Origin of the sequence: Mesorhizobium sp. M1348 (assembly GCF_040317925.1) — a bacterium.
Lineage (GTDB): Bacteria > Pseudomonadota > Alphaproteobacteria > Rhizobiales > Rhizobiaceae > Mesorhizobium.
Window position 1 is genome coordinate 15768 of record NZ_JAMYLH010000044.1, and the last position, 21370, is coordinate 37137.

The window sequence follows — 21370 nt, forward strand, 5'->3', positions numbered from 1 at the left end:
CCCAAACCTATGCGGGATCCGTCAGCTTTCGGGAAAGCCGTGCATATTCCGCTGAATCCTCATACCTTCTCTGTGCGAGGCTCACGCGTGCCCGCTCGCGACCCACTAGGCGTTCCTGCCGCGTGCTCCAGCCCAAGCGTCCCATCAGCCTGCGCTGACCGGCTTGGCCCATCGCTGCGAAGGCGCCGCCGTAGAAGCGCCCAAACGAAGGCGTTCCAATACCAATTCCGCCCGCGAGCGAGGCGGCAACGTTGGTGATTTGCGACAGCAGCAGCACGCCGACGAGGCAGATCAGGATCAGCGGCGCGGCTTCGGTCAAGGTCGTTGTCGCAGCACCATTCGACCGGTTGACCGCGTCGAAATAGGTCTGGGTAATCGAGATGAAGAAGGCACAGAAGGCGTAGACCAGAATTTGCACGCTCATGTACTGCACGATCGCGGTTATCCAGCCGGCAAAGAACCGGGTCGTATAGCCGAACAGCATAAGAATGATGAACACTGGGGCGAGCGCCAGCAAAAGCCAAAGAAAGATCTTCGACAGGATGATGAGGAAGATCGCATAGCCGATGAGCAGCGCGCCGACGACAAGGATGATCGCCGCCAGTACGTAGCCGCCGAAGTTCAACACGCCAAGGCTCTTGATAAAGGCGGAGGTGGAATTGGCGAGCGAATCCCAGATGTTTTGCAGGGCCGTCTGCACGGAGTCGACGGAGTTCAGCCCGGCCGATGTCCCGGTCACATTGGCCGAAACGCTCGTGAGAAGGCTGTTCCCGATCGCGGAAGGTGTCTCATTCGCGAACGAATAGGCATATGTTTGAAAGTCCCCCCAGCTCGTCGCCAGAGCGTAGATGACGAAGGCGCGGAACAGCCGCCAGACCATCTCTTTTCCCGATCCGGTCGAGGTTCCCTGCCAGATGCTGATGGCCCAAAATATCACGTACAGCGTCAGCATCAGGCCGGCGACACCCCCCTGTCCGCCGCCGGTCAGGGCCGACGCGAGGTTCTGGTAGGCTTGCGATACATAGTTATTGCCGAACTTGTCGACCTGCTGCAGAAGCGTCGTGACATTGAAGTTCATTTTTTTGCCGTCCCCCCTGGAAACAGAGATGGATCACTATAGAGTGCCTTCATCGGACCGCACTCGAATGGGTTCTTCGTTTCTGTTCTTGGTTCAGGCGCCGCGAACGCCATCGGCTGCATCGGTCCCTCGTCGCGCGAGCATGGAGCCTTGAGCGGCTTGTGGCCGCACCCGGAGGTCGCGACAGCGCCAATGATGGCGGCCGCTGATAGAAGAAAGCGCACCGTCATTGGCCGGATTTGTATTCGAGCCCCCGTGAGGCCTGGGTGATCAGGTTCATACGATCGATGTTTTCCTGATTGGCGGCCGCAGTAGCTGTGTTCACCGCGCCGATCAGCTCGTTCACGGTCAGACCCGTTTGCACCATGATCTGGCTGTTCTGATCGATCGAGCCCTTGATGTCCTGCGCCGTGCCGATCCGTTGAGCGCCCGACTGAAAAGCGCTGGAACGGGTCTTCACCCCATTTTGCGAGGAGTCGACCAGTCCGGTGACCGTGGCCGCGACGTTCACCAGGGCGCTGTAGTTCTTATCCATCTGCGTCGTCTGGCCATTGATCAGGCCCGAAATGGTTTTCACCAGCTGCAAGCCATTGATCATGTTCGAAACGATGCCCTGCGATCCATTGCCGAGGCCGGCGAACGACAACGAGCCGCCCGAGATCACGCTACCAAGCGAAGGCGCCTCCCCCATGGAGAAGCCGCCATTGCCCAAAGCCATCTGCGCGAGCTGGCCGGCCTGGCTCGACCGGTCGCCGGTGACGGCCTGCAGCGTCTTTTGCGTATAGTTCATGATGTTGCGGTCGGTGTTGAGGATCTCGCTCGTGGCCGACGCAATCTGGCGTGCCTGCTCCAGATTGGCCTCGTCGATCGTAGGCACCTGCGCAAAGGCGATGCCGCCCAAGCCAAGCAAGAGTGCCGCTGTTAACGGAATTCCACGCATAGCCCTCTTCTCCTATTGAGCCTGATATTGCTTGATGGCCGACATCAGTTCGTCGGTCGTCATTGTCACGGGAGCGCGATTCGCGTCCCGTTGGATTTGCGAAAGCACGGGCGAGACGTTTTCAACCGTGTCGGTCGTGCGCGGCGCCGTGCATGTGCCGTCCGTCGACGGGCAGCACGGGTTGCCGGCCGTGCCGCCGCCGCTCGTAGCCCCGGGACAGCTTGTCGAGCCACCCGAACCAGGCGGCGGGGACGCGGGAGTGGGGACCACCAGGCCGGAGGATCCCCGACTTGTCAGTGTGGCAGTGCCGATGTTGCGCACGTTGAAAGCTTGGGCGAAGAACCCTGTCGCCTGGATCACCTCGTTGAAGCTCAGCCCGCCTTGGGCGCGGATTGCGCTGTTGCGGTCGAAGGTTTCCATGACCGTTTTGTCAGTCCCGATATCCTGACCCATGGTCTCGAAGGACTGCCTATTGGGGGCCACCGTTGACATGCTGCCATTCATGCCGCCGAGAACCTGACCGGTGATATCCAACTGGCCCCTTTCGCCGGCATTGCCGCCGATAGCGCCCGATCCCGACCCGGTCGAGTCGAACGCCGAAGAGCCCTTGATGTCCGGATTGGCCTCTTCCAAGGACGCCCGGCCACTCGCCGGATCGACCGAAGCCTTCGGGCTCTTCACGTTCTGCGCCTTTTTGGGTGTCGTTACCGAGCAATTGACGCCCTGCGTGGCGGACTTGGTGTCCTCCTGGATGAGCTTGATCTGAACCTTGTCGGCCTTGTCCTCGCTCCGCTGCGACAGAATAGGGCTGTCAGAAACCGGCACGGCCGCCATGGCCGTCGATCCCGCGAAAATCGTCACAAGGGCGGCCGTCGTGCCCATAATGGTCTTCATTCCGGGTCCCTCCCAAGAAAGATTGGCAACCAAACCTGCGGATCGTCGCCGACACGCGCGCGTAGCGCGTCGAGCTCCTGAACCGTCTCAATTCGACCGGAGAGGATCTTGATCGCATCAGGCATCGCGCCCAGATTGAGGCGCGCAATGACGCTGTCCTGATCATGCTTGATCAGGAATTTGCGGGCTTCGGGCGGGGTTTCGCGGATCCATTTGATCTCGCGCTCCGACAGCCCGAACGCCCTGTGCGATTCCTCGTCGGCCTTCGGGTTGGGGAAAAAAATATTGGTCGGCGTCTGTTCGATCAGCGTGTTGGCGATCGATGACTTCACAATGTCCGCCGCTGACTGCGTGCCGAAGCCAACGATGCCATTCAGCTTACGAATGGTTTTCAGCTTGTCCTTGATGAAGTAGCTGAAAATATCATTGTCCAGCAGCTTCCAGCCTTCATCGAGGAAGATCATGACCGGTTGCCCGTCAAGCAGCTCCTCGATGCGATGGAAGATATAGAGCAAAGCCGCCGTGCTGGTCGTTGCGTCGCTCAACACGCTCGTCATGTCGAAGCCGAAAATGGACGACATCGAAAACGAGTCTTCCGCGTTGTTGAACAACCAACCGCGCTGATCGCGCCTCATCCATGGCTGCAAGCGCGAATAGAGATCGTCATCGCCGGCGCGCATCGCACCGCGCAACAGCTCGGCGAACTCCTCCATGGTTCGACCTTCGGTCGGCGCGCTCGCCACCTGAGCGATCGCGTTGCGGATGACTTGCTCCTCCCGCGTCGAGTGAGCGTGTCCGTCGGATCGACGCAGCATGAAGCTGAAAAGCTGGAAGAGAAATTCCCGGTTGCGCGGCGTATCGGGCAGGCGCAACGGATTGAAGCCGGAAGGCTCTCCGGCCTTCAAAACCTCATAGCGGCCGCCAAGCGACCGCACGAAGATATCCAGGCCACGGTCCTTGTCGATCATCACCAGCTTGGGGCGCGGCGTGATGCGCTGCGCCTGTGCCGCGAGAAAGCCGAGCAGCACCGTCTTGCCCGAGCCCGAGGGACCGTTCAGAGTGAAGTTGCCGAGGTCTCGAACATGGAAGTTGAAGAAGTAGGCCGTTTGCGACGTCGTCTCGAGGACGCTTATCGGCGTTCCCCAATGGACCCCGCCAGTCCGGCCGCTCGGATAGTTATGGAAGGCCGAGAAGCCCGCCATGTTCTTCGATGAGATCATCGACTTGCGCGCCACATAGGCGAAATTGCCAGGCAGGGTGGCCCAGAACGCAGGTTCACAATTCAGGTCCTCGCGAACCCACAGGGCGGACACCTCCGTCAGCGCCGTGCCGACGTCGGTCACGCAGCGCGCCACGTCGTCCATGGTTTTCCCAAGGCACAGCACCGTCAGATGATGCAAACCATAGAGCGCTTCCGAGGACAGAAGCTCATCGCGCGCTTCACCAAGTTGATCGGCCACGATCGAGCCGGCTTCATCCGACATGTCGATCTTGCGCCCGACCCGCTCCATCTGGGTCAGCGCCTGGGGCTTGTCGATGATGGCGAAGGATTGCGTCACGATGAATTCGTGCGGCACCTTGAGCATGGGGTTGAGCATCCCCGGTCCCGTGATGGAGGGGTACTCGCCTACCGAAATGATGGCCCCGTATCGCGTTTCGCCAGGGAACGCCCCGCGAATTTCCAGCGCATTCGGGCCGAAGAACAGCCGCTTCGTCGCTAGCGCCTCCGCGAGTTTCATGCGCGGCAGTGCCATCGGCCGTGGAAATCCGCCATTGACGAGCTGCACCAGGAATTCTAGCGGCTCGGAATGCCAAACGTCACTGCGCTTGACGACGCTGAGAACCCGCGCGCCATACGCCTGCAAGCTCTCTCGGACGGCTTTCATCACGTCCGTGAGTTCGATCAGCGCCCGCTCCTCGCTCGAAGATCGACCGTCCGCAGCCCTTCGTCCCAAAAGCTTGCGGATCACGAGATCCGCCGTCCCGACCGTGCCTTGCAGCTCGCGCCGCACGATGGTCAGGTAGATATCGTTCACAAACATGCGCTGGGTGCGCAGGGCCGCCGTATAGCGCTGGTCCAGCTCTTGGCAGAACTTGTTTTCGAAGCTCGACTCGATCGCGGGCTTCACCTCGCGGCGCACGATATGCGAGTAGATCGCATAGCGGGAATTCGCCAACCCCCGAATGAGATCGTTGCGGCCGAGCAGGCGCGAATTGATCTCGGCGATATCGATCGTCTCGAAGCACAGTCCGCTCATGTGAACGAAGGACATCAACATGCCGTCCTGCGTCTTGATCACCTCGTCGGACACATGCCGCGAATAGGGTATATGGGCCGAAACCGGATTCTCCCGACGAGACACGGCCCCGAAACTCAGTTCATCACGAAGAGCCCGCGCGATTGCCATGGTCACACCCGATAACTGCGCGCACCCCAGAAGCTGGCGCTTCGGGGCGGCGTCTTTCGCGAACGGATGAACATGATCTCGATGAACATGGGATCGCGCATGATCGCGATCCTGGCAACAGCATAGAGCGGCACGCAGATACAGAGCATGACCAGATTATGGGTTGCGAGAAACACGACCGCCGTCAGCACGCCGATGAACCCCGCAAGCTCATAGGGAATGCCGAGCACCGTCGGCGCTCGGGTCAAGCCCTTGACCAGCGGAGTGATCAACAATTTGGGCTCGCCAGGATCGATCCGGTCGTCTGCCATGCCGATCACCTGCCGACCGCGGATTGAAAGAATTCGACGATCTGAGCCGAGCCGAAGACCAGCACGATACCCAAGACCCAGCTTCCGGCCACAAACCACGACAGGCGCGCCGCCCAGGCCATGAAGCCCATGAAAATGCAGAACAGAACCGCCAAAGCCGTCGCGATCGGCCCGGTCAGGGTCTGCACCAACGTCTGCAGCGTGCTTTGCACCGGCTGGAGATTTCCGCCCCCGGCCATCGCCTGCGTTGCCAAGAGCATGAGCGGCATCGCCACACCAGCGCTGCGTGCAGCAATCATCTTCCACAAGGTCATCAAAGCTTCTCCTCAGTCAAAGTTTTGTACCATCCCGCCCTGCCAGACCGGCGCCGTCGCTTCGCGAGACGACATTGTGCTGCCATTGCGGGAATTGGTGCGGGATGTCGGATCATTTCGTTGATCCGCTGCGCCGGCCGCAGCCTGTTGAGCACCGGCCAGGTCAAGGCTTACCGCCCCTGCGGGCATCACCGCCTCAGACCCGACCGATGGCCATTGGTAGAAATCGTTGATGACGATGGCGACGTAGCCAACCGTCTCGGGGTAGGGCGGCACGCCCTTGTATTTGAGAACCGCGACCTCGCCCGCATTGTAGGCGGCGAGCATGTATATCGGGTTCGGAAATTTGCGATGCAGATCCCGCAAAAAGCCGATTCCACCTTTCACATTATCCTCGGGATCGCAGATATTGACGCCGTAGCTCGCTGCCGTGGACGGCAGAAGCTGCATCAGGCCATAGGCTCCTTTGGGCGATAGCGCGCCGGAATTGAAGCGGCTTTCGGCCCGGGCAACCGCGAGGACGAGGGGCGGGGCAAAGCCTTGCTGGCGCGCGACCGCTTCGACGATCCGCTGTCCTTCTTCCTTCGACAGCGCAGCGACGCCGGGGCAGGGGTTGTCAGCCTTGGCCGACGTCACAGTTGTGGGTGCGCTGTCAGCGTCGCCCGGCGCACCGACCCGCTGCACGCCCTGGCTCCCAACCTCAAAGGCCGACATCACCCGGCCATTGGCGTCGACGGCCGCATTGACGATGCGACCGGCAGGTGCCGTAACGCTGCCCTGGAATTTCTGCGTAGCTTCCTGCGCAAACGCTCCTTGGCACGTCACCAGGATCGCACCCGCTGCAAGTGCCGTTTTGCGGGATCGAATCATTAAAATAATCCTGCGCCGTTGCCGATTCTGGAATGCCGAATTAATACAATGACTCGATGAACTGCAATCGCGAAATTGAGGCAGACACAATGAAAATGAGCAAGGTTCTTCCCGTTGTGGCGTTTTTGCCGACCTTGTCGGTTCTGTCGGCGGCGCCGGCCCGTGCTGATGATTTTGGCTGCAAGGTTTTGCTGTGCATCCTCAACCCGCAGGGTTGGGCGAGCGTCGGCGAATGTGTGCCCCCGGTCGAGCGCGCTTTCCGTATGGTCGCTCATGGGGAGCCTTGGCCTCAGTGCCCCGAGGCCGGCAGTTCCGGTCGTATCGGATATGAGAAATTCAAACCCTGCCCGGACGGCACGATCGCCGTCTCGCCCGAGACGGAATCGAGCGGAAGCGACAACAGCTCTCGCTCACAAACCGTCTACAAGCCAGACAGCAACGGCGCTTTCTGTGCTGCGCGGAATGCGACGAATGCCTCTTGGAGCACTTACCCGAGAGGCTCGGGTTACGGTGCGCATCCAACATCGGCTGTGACGCGGCGCGAGCAGAGGACGGAGCCAAACTATCTCGATCTCACAACGACCGACGGCAAACAACGGTTCTGGTTCAATCTGAGCAGGTATCAATAATGAAACCTGGCTTCGCCGCCGCCGGCATTCTCGCGGCCGTCCTCGCCAGTGTTCCGGCACTGGCCGAGGACAAATCCAATCCCTGGTTTCCGATCCCCGCCACAGCATCGTTCAGCACCGGCGACACCTGGACCTATGCCGGTGAGACCCACCGTCTCTACGGCGTTCAAGCCTGCCTGCGAGGCACATATTTCACAAATAGCGCAGGGGGACATGTCGATTGCGGCGAGGCAAGCCTTGCCATGCTCGTGTCTCTCATCCGGGATCTCAAACCTCAGTGCTACACGGTCGCCTGGCAGGCCGCGACCAAAACGCGCTTCGTCGTTTGCGTTGCACAGCCTACCTCAGGATCCGCAGCCGGTTCTCGCATCGATCTCGGCACGGCGCTGATCTCAACCGGTTGGGCTTTTGCGGCCATCACTCCGAACGGCACTCCGGTTCATGCTCCCTATATTGTCGCGCAGGAGGTCGCTAAAAAGCAGCACCTTGGCCTGTGGCAGTTCGCCAACGTTCCTGATCCGAATGCCACCATCCTCCAAAGCATCCGCAACGCATCTAACGCGGCTGGTCAGTCTTCGAATCCGCCGGCAAATCGATAACGGGTACCCGGCCGGCTGGATCATGCCTGACATCCCGCTGAGGCCATCGCCGGACCACGAACGCGACGGCAAGCGCAATCGCCGAAATCAAGCCGAGAACAATAGTCGCGATTAGCCCCGGCTCTCGCCAAAACGATAGACTGTCCCACTGATTTAGAAGCCGGGCGCCGGACAGCACCAAAATCAGGACTGTTGCGATGGCGATGCCCGTTCCCGGATCCATGTCGAATTTCTTCAGCATCGCTTTCTCCTTTTCGCACTCCCTGGTCACGGCCCCGATAAACGATCGCTTCCAGCGCAAATGCCGGCGCCAGACGCAAGCTCAGGCGAAGCCTGCCCCTACGGGTGCGCCAGCCGTCGTCCGCGCTTCGTCGCGCTCACGGACCCTCGCCAAACCGCATCGAATCATTGCCGTCATCTTGTCTTTCGCTTGTTCACGATTTTTATGTCCTGGCTGGGTCCAATTACAGCTGCAGCCTCGCACGCGCTTCGGCTTTTCAGTTGTTCGGTCGATATTCCAAAGCCTGCCTGCCGGGCGGAGGCGAAAGCCGCTGCTGTTTGCCCGGTAGCGCCGGTCGGGGGCGGCTTGCGTCCCAGCGCCAGGTCTCGAGCTCGCAGCTTGAAATCAGATGGTCGAATTCCGCCCGTACCGCCTCCTTGGCATCGTGCGGTACGACAAAAAGCGCGGTTCCCTGTTGGTCAACGTCGGTCAGAAGACCGAACGCCATCGGCACCGCCGGCAGCACGTTGTAGCGCAACGTTTTCACAAATCGCCGATGCTCCCCGGTCAGGACCTCGATCAATTCCTTTTCGTCGTTGTGCTGAAACGGAATCCAATTCTCCGTCACGTTCATAAAGCCGATTTCGTCGATCGCCAGAATGCCGGACGGCATCTGCATGACCGTTGCGATGGCGATCAGGTGCGAATTTTCGTGCAGTCGCCACAGGTCGAATTCTGCTGCAAAGCGCTTCGGCACTGCCCTGAACATTTTCTCATCCATGAAGAGCGGCGCGTCGGGCATATGCTTGATCGACAGCTTGCCGCCAAACCGGGCAGGATCGAGCGATTTCACAATGCCGATCACGATCTTCTTGTGCTTCGCCTTGGCTGCCGCCGCGAAAGCCCGCTCCCGATCCGCTGCCAGGCGATCCTTGTGCTCAGGGGAGTACATTGCCGGCATAAACAGCAGCTCGCGCAACTGGAACTTCTGGCTCGACTTCGCATCGGCCGCGCCCCAAAGAAATTTCCGGACCAACCCCCAATTTCTTTTTCCCACAAAGCCGGGTGCCATTAATGTCAACTCAGCCTCTTCCCAGAGATAGTCGAGCAAGCCTCGCAGCGTGAGCTTCTTCGGATCGGCCTTCACAGTATGGTGGGAAGCCCCCTCGCCGGATGATCCCTGTCGCGCCCTGCCTTGTGTCAGTGCGAAGGCCAGCTTCAGCCGCGCCGCCTCCGATGCAGGATCCTCGACGATTGCTTGACCCAAGATCTCCGCCTTTCCCGACAGCGCAAGGGGCAGTTCATAGCGATCACAGTCGACCGCATGGTCCTTGCCGGTGTTCGGCATGCGCTTGATGATCAATTCCTCGCCGACGGCGGCGATGTACATCGGCACACCGGGATGCCGACACAAACACAAGACCCGAGCCTGCTGATCCCGCGCCTGACGCAAGAGCGTCTGAATTTCCGGGTGCTGCGGGCCAACCGTGCGACCCAGAATAGCAAAGTCACTCATAAGGTGCCATCCGACTTTAGATCGTTCGCCTTATGATTAAATCATTGAACCGGTGTTTCGTTCAACCCGTTGGGTTCAACGATGCTTCCCATAGATTGACAGTGGTTAACCCAGCAGACTCGAATGGGCTGATGTTTCAGGTAGGCGACCATAGAGCGGCAAGCAGCGGCTGTGGCGGCGATGTAGCCCGTCCGCGGCGTGATCCGCCTGGGATGGTGAAGCATGATGACAATCCGATCCTTGACGTAAACTGTTTCATCGATGGCGCGCCTCGCTGCACAGTCGCTCAACGAGAACTCACAAACGCCAAAAGCGGAGGAAGGGAATTTTACAAGCCGCCACAAATACGCAATTCTCTTTCGCTATGGATTTTATATACATAACTATTCTGTCCCCTTGCTGCGGCTCCGGCCCGCATTTTCAAGGAGAGGGACAGTACCAAATGACCAGACCCGCAATCGTCGGGTTTTCCGGCAGTTTCAGTTTTCCTTCCCGCACGCGCGCTTTGGTCGAAGAGATAGCGAGGCGCCGAGCGAAGGCAGGAACTGGCCAATATCTATGACCTTGAAGCTTCTCTCATATTGGTGCGCCGTTCGCCGCGCACCGCCTCTCCCCTGCGTAGCCTTCGAAAAGCGCAGAGGCGGCGAGTGCGAACCGCCTTGGTCGCGAATGATTGACACCAGGAAAAACGCGTTCCGCCAGCGCTGAACAAGGAAGCCCGGAAGAAAGAATGGTCGGGCTCGGATCTGGCCCGACCAAAAGAAGGTTAAAGCCTTCAGAGAGGAACACCGTCCGGTGGAAATGGGAGGAAACCATCGAACGATTTTACCTGTTTGATCTTATTTCAACGCCTTGGCGACGAATAGGATTCCAAAGATCATATAAAACGGCAAAATTCGTGCGCCACATTACAGAACGTCACAAGCGCGCGGTTCCGGTCTTGAGAGGTCACCATAGTGGCGTAGCTTCGTCGGATCATCCGGCACGAGGACATGACCGCGTGCTCTTCATGCACGCGGGTTAGCGCCTTCACCGAGTGGTCGACAGTACCCTCTGACGGAAGACTTCGGCGCTTCTGAAGCCAAGGCTTGGGTGTCGAGTAGAGATAGGCGCGCACCTGGTGCCGGTTCTAGATGCTCGAAGGCACCCTTCGCCAGAACAAGTGGTGCCAAATTTGTGATCAAAGTTGATGGCCAAGCTGGCCGCCGAGGGGCTCAGGTGTCTGCGCCGAGTGTTTCGCGCAGCAGAAGATCCAAGGGTAGGGTCTCGGGCGTCGGATCGTCCTCCCACAGCTTCGCGAAATCCCGGTCGTCGGGCGGTCTGTGAATGAGGACCTGGCGCTCAGGGTTGGCTTCGCGAACGCGTTCGGCCGCGATGAGGCCGGGCTTGTCCGGATCGGCGAAGACGACGATCCGCTGTACGCATTCGGGCAGCTGAAGAAATGGCAAACGTGGTGCTCCCAGTGAGCACCAGACGGGCAGGCCGTATCGCAGCATTACGGCATGGCCGGTCTCATAGCCTTCGGCAATACCAAGGACGTGGGCCGCTGGGGCGAGCCGCAAGGCAAAGCCCCGGCTCGGGCCGATGATGCGGCGCGGCTCGTCCAGCGCCGCCTTTTCTGGCCGTGTCGGGTGCAACAGGGTGAGCTGCACCGAACAGATCAAACGGTTTGGGGCCTGCAGAGCAGCCACCAGCGCGGGAAAGCGGTTCTTTCCCAACCGATAATCCGGCAGATAGCGCAAAGTTGGCAACGTCGCCGGCAGACGGCGAGAGGCAAGATAAGCTTCGCCGTGCGTGCCGGCGAGCGCAATCGCTCTCGACCAGAGCGCGAGCGCGTCCGCTGCCGTGGTTTTGGGCGCCGCCGGACGAACACGACGCAGAGGCTCGGCCGCGCGCTTCGACAAATCCAGGTCCGCAATGGCGGTCTCGATGTCGACGGGATCGCAACCTGCAAAGCAGTAGAGCATAAGACGATAATCCCCGTCACGAACAGAGAGGGAGGGATGGCGGTCGCCTTTCCCTTGCCCGTGACTTGGTACTGGGCAACGGCACAAGTAGCTCCCGCGCGCCGGGAACCCTCCTAAAGCGCGATATACCTGAGCAGCGCTTGGCCACGACACCTTTGTCATGGGCCTGATAATGTCGCCAATCCGCTTTCGGATCAATAGAATGATTGAATAGCGCAGCAACACCGGCGAAATAGCCGGGGCGTTTCAAGGGCCAGGACTTAGCCGTCCTGACGGCAGGGTCGCCTCGGCCAGGTAGCCCAAGCCTGCATCGCTGAAAGCGCGATTCGCAATCACTCGAGGTTGACGACCAGAAGCCGCTGCATGAGGTAATTACGAGAACCATTTGCGCGCGAACCGCAGCATGGTGATGTCTGCGCAGCAGGCGCGCAACTCGACCTTCAGACGATCGGCACATTGGCGGCGTTCCTGGGCGTCTCGGTCTGGGCCTTTTGGGAATTCGGGACGCTGCCTTGCGCAAGCCTCGAATCATTTGGGGCTATCGTATCAGGAGATCACAGACCTGGCGGAATAGCAGGATCGTCTGTGTGCGTGATTGAGCAGATCCTGGCAAGGAGAGCCTGTTAGAGTTTGAAGCGGCCAAGGCGCTGATCATTGACGCGGTACTGCCAGGCCAGTTTCGGATCCTGGGGGTTGACGCCGGACGTTGACCAAGCGGAGCGCTCGAACTTTGCAGCGTCATGCAAAGAAAGATCGTCATCACAGCGCGACAGTTGTAACGACGAGCGAAGACGATGACGTCCGATACTGTGGGTTAGAAATTTGATGGCACAGACGGCGGCGAGGGACAGGATCAAGAAAGCAGTGGAAAAGCTGAGCATGCGAAGGCCGGCTTCCTGATCGGGCAGGGCGAAGAAAGCGAGCACGCCGCCGGCGAAAGTTGCGAACGCGAACCTCATGAACATGACAGCGATTCTCCTATTCCGATGTCGATCATTATAATATCACAGATTGATCGTCATTATAATGATCAATGGAGATAGGATGACCCCTCATGGATCAAGCGTTTTCGAAGGCTGGGGGCATGGTGCCGTTTTTGGCGGTATCGGCTTCAGAGTATTACCCGGCGCCATTTCCATCTCGAACAGGCATAGAGATTGGTTCCGGGGCAAGCCTTGCGGCCCCGTCTCAGAGTGTAATCGCCAGAACCACTGGCGTCGAGGTCTCGCCTGTGGTCGACCTGAACAAGGTCATACGAAGTGGTCGGATCAGGGTTGTCCCTCCAGATGAGGTGGCACACGACAAAATCATTAGTAAGAGGGCCCGCGACATCCAACCGGATTCATTTAATTATTCATTTTCAACAGGGCATGCAGATCGTCAAATGCTATCTGCATCTGGAACGATTGCTGTACGCCGTCACTTTGCGGGAGTATGGGGAGGATGCCGCCACACTTTAATAGGGCAATGAGTTATCGTTTCGGCTACAAGCCCTGAGCACTAGACATTCTGCAAAAAAATGGCCGTCATATTCCGACCGATAAGCAGGGGGGCAGCTGTGCCGATATTTAAAAACAAGACAGAAGACAGCGATGGTTGGCTTTCGATCCTGCTCGCGCTGCGACTTCGCCAAATCGAGAACGAGTACCCGGACTATGCGAGTTTTGCCGACGCTACGGGGCTATCGCGCGGCACGCTCTACCAGTTGCGGGCGGGGAAGGGGAACCCGACATTGGTCACCTTGGAGCGGCTGGCGCGACACCTCAAGGTTCCGGTGTGGACGCTCATTGGTCGGACTGGTGACGACGACAGCGTGAAGCGGGACATCGAGACCTTCGGCTTCAGCTTCACCGAGATTGCGCGGCATATTGAGGCCACGCGTGCTGTGAAGCGCTCGATGACGGAGTTCAGTGGTGTTCCTTCTTTGAAAGAGGCAGCCAGCCCCGCTGGGGCAACCTCCGAGAAGAAGCGGCTGCCTCCAGCCAAAAAGGGACGCAGGGCAAACCAGTAGATACAAGAAAAAGTAGAAGATGCTAAACTACCAGCGTGGATTCATTTGCTACGATTGGCAGAAAATCTATTGTATATTTCTTTGACTCGCACCAAGAAATCCGCCAGCCTCGATGCAAAGGCATCATTTTGCTGAAGGGTTCACGATGCAAGCGAATATCTGGCAAGTCGCAGGAGACAATGCGCTCTATAAGGAAGTGGCGGCGTTTGTCGATTGCCACCCGAAACCATGGGTGGAAGAGGTTTCGGAATTTCTGCGGAAGAAAGGCAAGCCCGAGACGATCACCTTGGTGATCGGACAGTTCATCGTGGCGGCTCTGTTCGAAGGACAATACGCGGATCTGCTGTACTGGTCGCTGGTTGCGGCCGAAGTGAACTGCGTTGTGATGGAGCAATGGCCTGATGATGTGCGCCAGGAGTTGGCAAGCCATCTGAAACGGGGATTTGTAAAGCTCTCGTCGCGCAATCTCTCCCATTGAAGTCGGCGGGCCGACGGGGGCATGGCCCTCAATGGTGAGACGGCGTCACACCTGACCAGGGGCAACGTTGATGTCGCTGCCGGCGGGACCGGGAGCGGATGAAGCGAGTTTTGTGTCACCACCGTTGGGCGTCGGAAAGTCGCCTGGTCCCATTTGGCAGACCGCTTGCGCGCCGCATCCCTGAGGAATGGATTGGCCGGCCGAATTGAGGGCGGCATAGCGGCGGTTTACGTCGTTCGTCCAGTTACGGCGCTGGCTTTCAGTGCTGCCGTTGTAACGATCGGCGAGGCAGCGAATACTTGACGTGCCGCCGCACGATTTGACGGCATCGCGAAGCGTCAGTACGCCGCCTTCAATGTTTTCGGACAAGATGCCCCGATCCATTCCGTAGGCCCGGCCGGTCGCCCCCGTAAGCTGCATCGGTCCAAGAACGCCACTGAAGGAGCCGGCACATGCTGACATCGCGCCTTCGTGAGCGGACACGGCAAGAGCGAGCTTGGGATCAACACCATACTTGTTGGCGGCGTCGACAATCATATTGGCGATGTTCGGGCTGCGCTCCGTCATCTCTTGCGTGGACGGATAGCTCGGCAGACCCGCACCGTTCGTACAAAGGGAACGCAAGGTTGTTTTGTCATGGAGATCGCAAGAACTTGCATCCTGATCGAAGGAATTCGCTTGCGCAACAGGCGCTTGTCCAACGACCAGGAGCGCGGAGAGGAGTATTGGGAAGGGACGCAGCATCTTACTTCCCCGGGCAGAAATTATAGATGGTGCCATTGATGGAGAGCGCGTTGCTGGATGGGCGCGTAATCTTCATCGGCGTGATGACCGGGGAGCTGCTGCCACGCTCGGTACATGAGGCTTGGAACGCATCGTCTGCATGACGGGTGCCTGCTATCTTGCAGGTGCTTGCGCCGACGGTGATTGCGTCGCCGTCGAACTCGGCAAGTTCGAGAGCGCCGACGCCTTGGTCGAGATCGGCACATGTGTGCGTGGACGCTACATATGATCCCTGCGGAGCCTTGAGCGGATCAAGTGCTTGCGCGATTGCCGGCGAGATCAAGACGGCTAGTGTCGCTAAGATTGTCCGGCTGGCCATGGCAGATCTCCGGAACATCATTCCGCCGTGGCCGCCGGCAGGAGCCGCGGTCAAGGCCGCGCATCGCGCGCCGTCAGGGAAGCATTGATCCGTTGGCGATGGCCGGTGGCTGGCTGGTGTCCTGAATAACGTCAGGTTCTCCGTGCCGATCATGATTGCGCTCCTTGGGGATATCGAGGTTGCCCAAACACAACGGCGTGGGCTGCTTCCTCTAGGGTTGCGGGACAGGGACCCGGAATTGGCATTCCTGGGCGATTTCACCTTGGAATACGATGCCGGCGCGAATGCTTTTGGCCTGAACATCATATGCACCCATCGCACCATTCCGAGCGAGGTCGGGGCGGACGTTATTCGGTTGCGCGCCATATTCGATGAAACAGCCGGAGCCAGCGTCAGCGACCGTTGATCGGCCGTTCTGGTAGATCGCCAAGCGCATGGGGCATCGTTTCAGTATGGCATTGCCGACAGGGTCGGTGCGGATCGGCGAGCAGCCGGTGAGCGTGTGCAGGACCGAGAGGACGACGGTTTTGGTCGGGCTGCGAACGACGATGTGACTCTCGGAAGCCGGCGCGTTGGCGACCGCAAAGCGCGTATCGCCCTTGGCCACGTAGGCGTCGTTGTTCTTCTTCAGTCGGTCGGCCCATAGGGAGGCGTAGGGCACGGCTTCCGAGTTCGGGAGCTCGAGATCGGCATAGGCGACGGCCCGCCAGGCGTTCGGATCATGCGTGAGCGACTGGGCCGAAGCGTGGGGCGCCAATCTAAGGGCAGCCGCGACTGCGACAAATGTCAGGCGTCCATGCATTCCTTGCCTCGCTTGTGTGCCCTATGATTAAATCAATGTTGTGATGATTGTCGAGCGTGATATTTGGATGGAACAAAAAGCCCGCCTATCGGGGCTGGATGAATTGCGAGGCCTGGCGATCGGGCTGGTGGTGCTGTCGCATGTCGGGCCGGTCTTCGGAGAAGGCGGGACGGTCGCCGTTCTGCTGTTTGCGCCGGCGTGGAGCGTCGGGGTCGATCTGTTCTTTGTGATTTCCGGCATGGTGGTGGAACGCTCATTGCGAAGCCTGCGCCTCGAGCGCGGTGCGCTCGAGGCGGCCTCCGCCTTCTATGTCAGGCGTGCTATGCGGATTGTGCCGCTGGCCTGGTGCGTCGGCGCCATCCTCTCGATCGGGTTGATCATCCCGGGAAGCGGCGTTGAGCCTGCAGACGCGAAGGCGGCATTCGCCTTCATCTCGAATGCGCACTGGGCGCGCTGTTTCGGGGGCGCCACAGGATGCGGGAACGCCTTTGCGTTTGGGCCATTCTGGTCGATTGCCGCCGAGATGCAATTTTATCTAGTGGCTCCGCTCCTGGTGTTCTTGCTACCGCGGCGGGCGCTCGTCGCGTTGGCCGGACTCGTTCTCGTGGTCGGGACCTTCACGCTGCGGCCTTGGGGCGGAACGCTTTGGACGTTCCGCATCGATGCAATCGCGGTCGGGCTGGCGATCGGAGCAACCATGGGCACAAGCGCATGGCCCCGTCTGGCGGAACACCTGCGGGTGATCGGCAACATGGAAGCGGCGTTCTGGATGTCGATCGCGGCCTTCATGTTGGCGATCTTGCCGCCGGCGATGCATGGCGTGGCGACTGCCGTGCTGGCGCTGATGTGCGGGTGGATCGTGACAAGGGCGACCTTGCGGGATGATTCTGTGAACTGGCCGGGGCGGATGCTGCGCCGTTTGGGAGGCATCTCCTATGCCCTCTATCTGATCCATCTGCCGGTGCTGGCGCTGTTCAACTGGTCGCTTGGCCAATTCCTGGACGCTCCGGCGACGGCAACGCTCTCGATCGCCGGCGCGATCGGGCTGTCTCAAGTGCTGACGGTGGCAATCGGAGATCCGCTCCGCCAGCTCGGCCGCCAATGGTCAAATCGAACAGTCCGGGAGGTGTCGCCGTGACGGGAGAAAATCGTCAGTGGTCGCTTGGTGGTGAAGATGTCGATCAAATTCCGCGAGGAGCGAGGGCGCTGGCGGAGCAGCTGTTGACCGAGACCGACGGCGATGCCGTGGCAGCGCTCGTCGCGGCATGCTGCGTCGTTGGAGCCATGCGCTCGGCGGTATCGAGGGGTATGGTGCGCAACGCATCGCCGTCAGGGGTCGATATCGCGCAAGTGCTGGACGTGTTCGTGCGAAGCGAGCTCCCAGCAGAAGAGCAGAACCTGACCGGTAGATGACTTCGACCGCGAAGTAGCTACCATGTTGGGGGGCTGTGCGGCCTGCCGCTCGATCCCCCGGAATGCTGAATGCACGATATCCGCAGTTTGATCTTCGTGGACGACCGTCAGCAATGCCACTGACAATGATTTCGCCAGGAAAGAGATTGAACTAAAGCCTTGCAAAACGCTTTGGCCGAACGACAGGATCGGTCTCGCATAGGAAAGCATGATCTTTCGGCCGGAGGTGAGCGATGCGGCCTCCATGCGTGAAGGTCGCCATGACTGCTGGCGCGACCACACGCAATACGCTCGAAGTCGCCGAAGACGGTCGTCGCAATCTTCGTACTGGGATCTGCACGAAGAGACGCAGTAGTGAATTGGCACGCTGCGTGACGACACATCCGGAGCGTCGTAAAAGCCGCTCGCAGCGTATCTCTCATACGCCCGCGGACAATCTGCCGACGCCGGCGCCGTTGGTTTGGCCGTCGGCTTCTGTGCGCATCTGGCCAGCCGACACGCGGCAGTGTGACGGCCGCCGCTTAGTAGCGGTCGCCGAACCATCCCTTGCTCTTGGGCGGCGAGAGTTCCTGGTAAGCCCACGGGACAGACTTGTAGGACGGCCTCGGGTCTTGGACGCGCCAAGCCTTCTGCCAGTAGTAGAAATTGAGGGGTACTCGGGCGAGCACGCGACCATCGGCAGACAGGAGGTCGGAAGCGCAGGCGACGACGGGGCCGTCGTAAAATTGCATGCGGCCAGTATAGCCGTTGAGCGCTCCGGGTCGGCAGGCAAAGACGCGAACGCCTGCAGCGATCGTGTCCGGGGCTTCCGCGGGGACGGAGATCGTCTTGACGCCTTCCTTGGTGATGAGCGTGCGCACAGGCACGGAGCTCCAATGCGAGCGGCGCAGGGCGTTATTCGCCTGAGCTTCGGTTGGGTAGCCGGCTCGCCGGGTAATGACCGGCGGGAAGCGCCCCCAGTCTGGCGCATATTCTTGCCGGCTGCGACTGACCCGATCAGGCTTCCAATAGGAGTCCGTAGCCGAAACGGGGCCGGCCGAATGTGAAGCATCCGGCACTCGCTCGGCGCAACCGGCGAGCAAGGCCGCGGATGCTACGAGGTGGAGGATGTGACGAAAAGAACGCATATCGTGCTCGGGGGTCATGGGTTTGCGGGTGAGAATTTCCGGTGAAGCCAAGGCATCTGGAAGGTGCTGGCCCAAATGCCGCGATGGGTTTTGCGAGCCTGACGCTCGATCTGGGCGTAGAGGGGGGATGCGGCGATCGAGATCATCGGGGAGGGTGACGGCTACGCCTGCTTTCAGCCTTTCGCCGGCGACGTCGGCCATTTCGCTGGTTGCACAACGCGCGACGATGACAGCTGCGTCATTCCGGACCGGCAAGCAGACAAGCCATTTTTTCAAGGTGGCGGTTACGAGCCATGCCATGGCGACAACGCCACAAGGCAACGCCTGCTTTCCCAGCGTCGCGGTCTGGCCCAGGTCGCAGCCGTCGACGCCGCGATAGGTGCACGAAGCAAAAGTTGATTGCTGATTCCCCATGGATCACTCCGCTTCAGATTCATTGAGTCAGTAAACTATCTTGCAAATCGCTGTGCAAGTGTCTCTGACTCATATCCCGCGAGGGGAGGAGGGTGCTCGTATCCGGATCCGCGCCCGATGTGCCGGGCAGGGCCTCGGTGTCGACTTGACGCGGGGCCATCAGGCAATCGATACTCTGAATGCGCGCTATGCCGTGGCGGTCGCAGCGGCATCCGCTGGACGAACTCAGCGGCTTCGTGGCCGGCCTGCCTGATATCGCTGCGAGCCTTTCAAAGCCGCTGTTCGAGCGCTAAATAGCGAGCCGTAATCGAGTTCAGCTTTGTGAAAAACTGCCTGCTCTGCGCAGCGTTGCCCGGCGCAGGCGGGGGGAAGAAAGCAAAAAGAGCTTCCCGATCAGCGTCTAATTGTTTTAGCTCCGAGCAGAGACGGCAAATTTCGTGGTCGTCCGTTCCGGAACTCCGATGTGATGCACGGCGCGAGGTACGCGTAGGGTTAGTCTGCCGACCCACATCGTTCGACGAAAGTAAAATCGTATCCAAGGCGTTTCCTCCACGCCGGGTTGTGGTCATCCAATCTGGAATAATGCGGGTTGCAACCTATGTATACTGGCGGTTTCCCTGTCACTTTTGAGAGGTCGTGAGACGCTGGAATCCAGCGAGGAGCAACCTAGTTCGATAGCCGCGCGAATGGCTGGAGAGGCGCGTCGATAGCAAGGAGGTAAGCTGGATATGGCGAGATTTGACTCAAATTTTCACGACGTGACGGAGGGTATTCACGCAGTTGCCTCTCCTGCGGACGCGGCGGACCTTCTGAACACAATTGTCGAAAGTTACGGTCTTGAGACGGCGGCCTTTCTTACCGTCAGGCCGGTTTACGAGGAACCGAGTAAGCCGTTCTATGTGACCACCTATTCGCCTGACTGGGTGAAACGCTACATCGAGAAGGATTTTTTCGACATCGATCCCGTGCTTCGCTATGGGCTGCGTGCTGTGAAATTGGTTGATTGGAAGGAGATCGACCTATCGGACAAGCCCGTGCGCACGTTCTTCGGTGAAGCGAGGGAACATGGTGTCGGGAAGCATGGCGTCACGTTCCCGGTTAGGGGTGTCGACGGCGACCGCGGCATTCTGACGGACGAGCAACGAGAACGCAGCGGTGTGGCAGACGTTTCTCAAATCCGAGGTTCGCGACTTCCAGCATCTCGCCGGTGAATTTCACAATGCTATAGGTCGAATCCAAGGAAGGCCACGCCATCCGACTGTCTGCTCCGATAGAGAGATCGAATGCCTGAAATGGTACGCGAGGGGAGAGAAGGTCAAACGGACCGCAGAGATACTGTCGCTATCCCCTCGCACGGTCCGATTTCATCTTGATCTGGCACGGGCAAAGCTTGGTGCCAAAAGCTTGGCCCATGCGGTTGCGATCGCGGCAGAGCGCGGCCTTTTCTTTCAAAGACTGTTCTGATCGGTAGCCAAGCGCTTCGCGGGAAGCCGCCGGCAAAACTCGTTCCGTTTCGTGAAGCTGGGAATGCTAGAACGACTGGATCATGGGGAAAGAAGAGAGGCGTCGCTCTGGACAACCTGATCCGGAAAGGCACCGCGACGCTCCAAGGGTAGAATGCTGGCCAAACCAAGTGTCCTATTCGCAAACCACACGGTACCGCTTGCCGGACTCGCTGATGTTCTTGCAGACAAGCGGCTTGTGTGGCTCGGAAGAGGAGAGCGGCGGACTTGCGGCCGGCGATGCCCGTCTGTTCGATATCTTGAGACTTGCCGTACGGCGCGGTTCGAGTCTCTCCGGCTCCTGTGGCGCAACCGGGAACACGCTGGCTTCGATCCGCCGCTGCTGCAGGCATGGCGGCTCTTTGTCAAAGAATCGCCTGGCATCAAGCGATCTCGGAATGATCACTGTACCATCATCGCTGTGCGCGCAGCTGCTGCCCAACAGTAAGGCCAGCCCCAGGAAAAAGGCAGAATCCGTTCAAACATAAGCATACCCTTGGCGGGCGTATCCCCCGGCTTGCGGGTCGCCGACAACCGGCGCAACGGCACGAAGAAAGGGCGGCATTGCTTGCCGCCCTTTCGAAATTGTCGAGATGCGTGGACCTTTAAAAGCCCATGCCACCCATGCCACCCATGCCGCCCATGCCGCCGCCGCCCATGCCGCTAGGCATACCGCCGCCAGCCGACTCCTTCTTCGGAGCCTCCGCGATCATGGCTTCGGTGGTGACCAGCAGGCCGGCGACCGAGGCCGCGTCCTGGAGGGCGGTACGAACGA

At 59.6% G+C, this 21370-nt stretch carries 22 protein-coding genes; 8 read left to right on the top strand and 14 right to left on the bottom strand.

What is annotated here, in order from left to right; all coding sequences use genetic code 11:
* Positions 1-7: 7 nt before the first annotated feature.
* From NKH13_RS33360 to NKH13_RS33390, 7 genes are all read right to left on the bottom strand, one after another.
* Positions 8-1078, bottom strand: coding sequence for a TrbL/VirB6 family protein (locus NKH13_RS33360; protein WP_352688692.1), 1071 nt, complete (start codon positions 1076-1078; stop codon positions 8-10).
* 226 nt (positions 1079-1304) lie between these two features.
* Positions 1305-1979: a type IV secretion system protein gene (locus tag NKH13_RS33365; RefSeq protein WP_352688689.1), complete on the bottom strand. Its 675-nt coding sequence runs from the start codon at positions 1977-1979 to the stop codon at positions 1305-1307.
* Positions 1980-2030: 51 nt separating this feature from the next.
* Positions 2031-2900 (bottom strand): hypothetical protein, encoded by an 870-nt coding sequence (locus NKH13_RS33370; RefSeq protein WP_352739489.1) that lies wholly within the window; start codon positions 2898-2900, stop codon positions 2031-2033.
* Between the two features lie 8 nt (positions 2901-2908).
* On the bottom strand, positions 2909-5320 hold the full coding sequence (locus NKH13_RS33375) for a VirB4 family type IV secretion/conjugal transfer ATPase (RefSeq protein WP_352917075.1): 2412 nt from the start codon (positions 5318-5320) through the stop codon (positions 2909-2911).
* Positions 5321-5322: 2 nt separating this feature from the next.
* Positions 5323-5631, bottom strand: a complete 309-nt coding sequence (locus NKH13_RS33380; protein ID WP_352739492.1) for a VirB3 family type IV secretion system protein — start codon at positions 5629-5631, stop codon at positions 5323-5325.
* Positions 5632-5636: 5 nt separating this feature from the next.
* Positions 5637-5945, bottom strand: a complete 309-nt coding sequence (locus NKH13_RS33385; protein ID WP_352492028.1) for a TrbC/VirB2 family type IV secretion system protein — start codon at positions 5943-5945, stop codon at positions 5637-5639.
* A 12-nt stretch (positions 5946-5957) separates the two neighbouring features.
* Positions 5958-6905 carry a lytic transglycosylase domain-containing protein gene (locus NKH13_RS33390; RefSeq protein WP_352917076.1) on the bottom strand — a complete coding sequence of 316 codons (948 nt, stop codon included), beginning with the start codon at positions 6903-6905 and terminating at the stop codon, positions 5958-5960.
* On the opposite strand from NKH13_RS33390, the gene NKH13_RS33395 reads away from it, so the two are divergent.
* Both NKH13_RS33395 and NKH13_RS33400 read left to right on the top strand, forming a co-directional pair.
* Positions 6905-7444 carry a hypothetical protein gene (locus NKH13_RS33395; protein ID WP_352917078.1) on the top strand — a complete coding sequence of 180 codons (540 nt, stop codon included), beginning with the start codon at positions 6905-6907 and terminating at the stop codon, positions 7442-7444. The two genes, NKH13_RS33390 and NKH13_RS33395, sit on opposite strands and share 1 nt — an antisense overlap.
* A complete protein-coding gene (locus tag NKH13_RS33400; protein ID WP_352917080.1) occupies positions 7444-8043 on the top strand; it encodes a thermonuclease family protein in 600 nt (199 codons plus the stop codon). Before NKH13_RS33395 ends, NKH13_RS33400 begins: the two co-directional genes overlap by 1 nt.
* A gap of 497 nt (positions 8044-8540) precedes the next feature.
* Here the strand turns inward: NKH13_RS33400 and NKH13_RS33405 are convergent, their stop codons facing one another.
* From NKH13_RS33405 to NKH13_RS33415, 3 genes are all read right to left on the bottom strand, one after another.
* A complete protein-coding gene (locus tag NKH13_RS33405; protein WP_352603857.1) occupies positions 8541-9779 on the bottom strand; it encodes a DUF1173 family protein in 1239 nt (412 codons plus the stop codon).
* A 1214-nt stretch (positions 9780-10993) separates the two neighbouring features.
* Positions 10994-11746: a DUF7146 domain-containing protein gene (locus tag NKH13_RS33410; protein WP_352917081.1), complete on the bottom strand. Its 753-nt coding sequence runs from the start codon at positions 11744-11746 to the stop codon at positions 10994-10996.
* 623 nt (positions 11747-12369) lie between these two features.
* Positions 12370-12711: a hypothetical protein gene (locus NKH13_RS33415; protein ID WP_352917083.1), complete on the bottom strand. Its 342-nt coding sequence runs from the start codon at positions 12709-12711 to the stop codon at positions 12370-12372.
* A 593-nt stretch (positions 12712-13304) separates the two neighbouring features.
* Here NKH13_RS33415 and NKH13_RS33420 point away from each other — a divergent pair.
* Together NKH13_RS33420 and NKH13_RS33425 are read left to right on the top strand one after the other, a co-directional pair.
* Entirely contained in the window at positions 13305-13757 is a 453-nt protein-coding gene (locus NKH13_RS33420; RefSeq protein WP_352567017.1) for a helix-turn-helix domain-containing protein, read from the top strand.
* Between the two features lie 145 nt (positions 13758-13902).
* A complete protein-coding gene (locus tag NKH13_RS33425; RefSeq protein WP_352493588.1) occupies positions 13903-14235 on the top strand; it encodes a hypothetical protein in 333 nt (110 codons plus the stop codon).
* Between the two features lie 45 nt (positions 14236-14280).
* On the opposite strand, the gene NKH13_RS33430 is transcribed toward NKH13_RS33425, so the two are convergent.
* From NKH13_RS33430 to NKH13_RS33440, 3 genes are read right to left on the bottom strand one after another with little or no spacing between them, the layout of a single operon-like run.
* Positions 14281-14979 (bottom strand): transglycosylase SLT domain-containing protein, encoded by a 699-nt coding sequence (locus tag NKH13_RS33430; protein ID WP_352633003.1) that lies wholly within the window; start codon positions 14977-14979, stop codon positions 14281-14283.
* A gap of 1 nt (position 14980) precedes the next feature.
* On the bottom strand, positions 14981-15490 hold the full coding sequence (locus NKH13_RS33435) for a hypothetical protein (RefSeq protein WP_352633004.1): 510 nt from the start codon (positions 15488-15490) through the stop codon (positions 14981-14983).
* A gap of 58 nt (positions 15491-15548) precedes the next feature.
* Positions 15549-16139, bottom strand: coding sequence for a hypothetical protein (locus NKH13_RS33440; RefSeq protein WP_352917086.1), 591 nt, complete (start codon positions 16137-16139; stop codon positions 15549-15551).
* A 67-nt stretch (positions 16140-16206) separates the two neighbouring features.
* On the opposite strand from NKH13_RS33440, the gene NKH13_RS33445 reads away from it, so the two are divergent.
* Both NKH13_RS33445 and NKH13_RS33450 read left to right on the top strand, forming a co-directional pair.
* Positions 16207-17277: an acyltransferase family protein gene (locus NKH13_RS33445; protein WP_352917088.1), complete on the top strand. Its 1071-nt coding sequence runs from the start codon at positions 16207-16209 to the stop codon at positions 17275-17277.
* Positions 17274-17552: a hypothetical protein gene (locus tag NKH13_RS33450; protein ID WP_352917090.1), complete on the top strand. Its 279-nt coding sequence runs from the start codon at positions 17274-17276 to the stop codon at positions 17550-17552. Before NKH13_RS33445 ends, NKH13_RS33450 begins: the two co-directional genes overlap by 4 nt.
* A 521-nt stretch (positions 17553-18073) precedes the next feature.
* Here NKH13_RS33450 and NKH13_RS33455 read toward each other — a convergent pair.
* Positions 18074-19093 (bottom strand): hypothetical protein, encoded by a 1020-nt coding sequence (locus tag NKH13_RS33455; protein ID WP_352917092.1) that lies wholly within the window; start codon positions 19091-19093, stop codon positions 18074-18076.
* A 728-nt stretch (positions 19094-19821) separates the two neighbouring features.
* Between NKH13_RS33455 and NKH13_RS33460 the strand changes: the two genes are divergently transcribed.
* Both NKH13_RS33460 and NKH13_RS33465 read left to right on the top strand, forming a co-directional pair.
* Entirely contained in the window at positions 19822-20304 is a 483-nt protein-coding gene (locus tag NKH13_RS33460) for an autoinducer binding domain-containing protein (protein WP_352917094.1), read from the top strand.
* A complete protein-coding gene (locus NKH13_RS33465) occupies positions 20249-20557 on the top strand; it encodes a response regulator transcription factor (protein WP_352917096.1) in 309 nt (102 codons plus the stop codon). The genes NKH13_RS33460 and NKH13_RS33465 overlap by 56 nt, the downstream gene beginning before the upstream one ends.
* Positions 20558-21370: the final 813 nt, after the last annotated feature.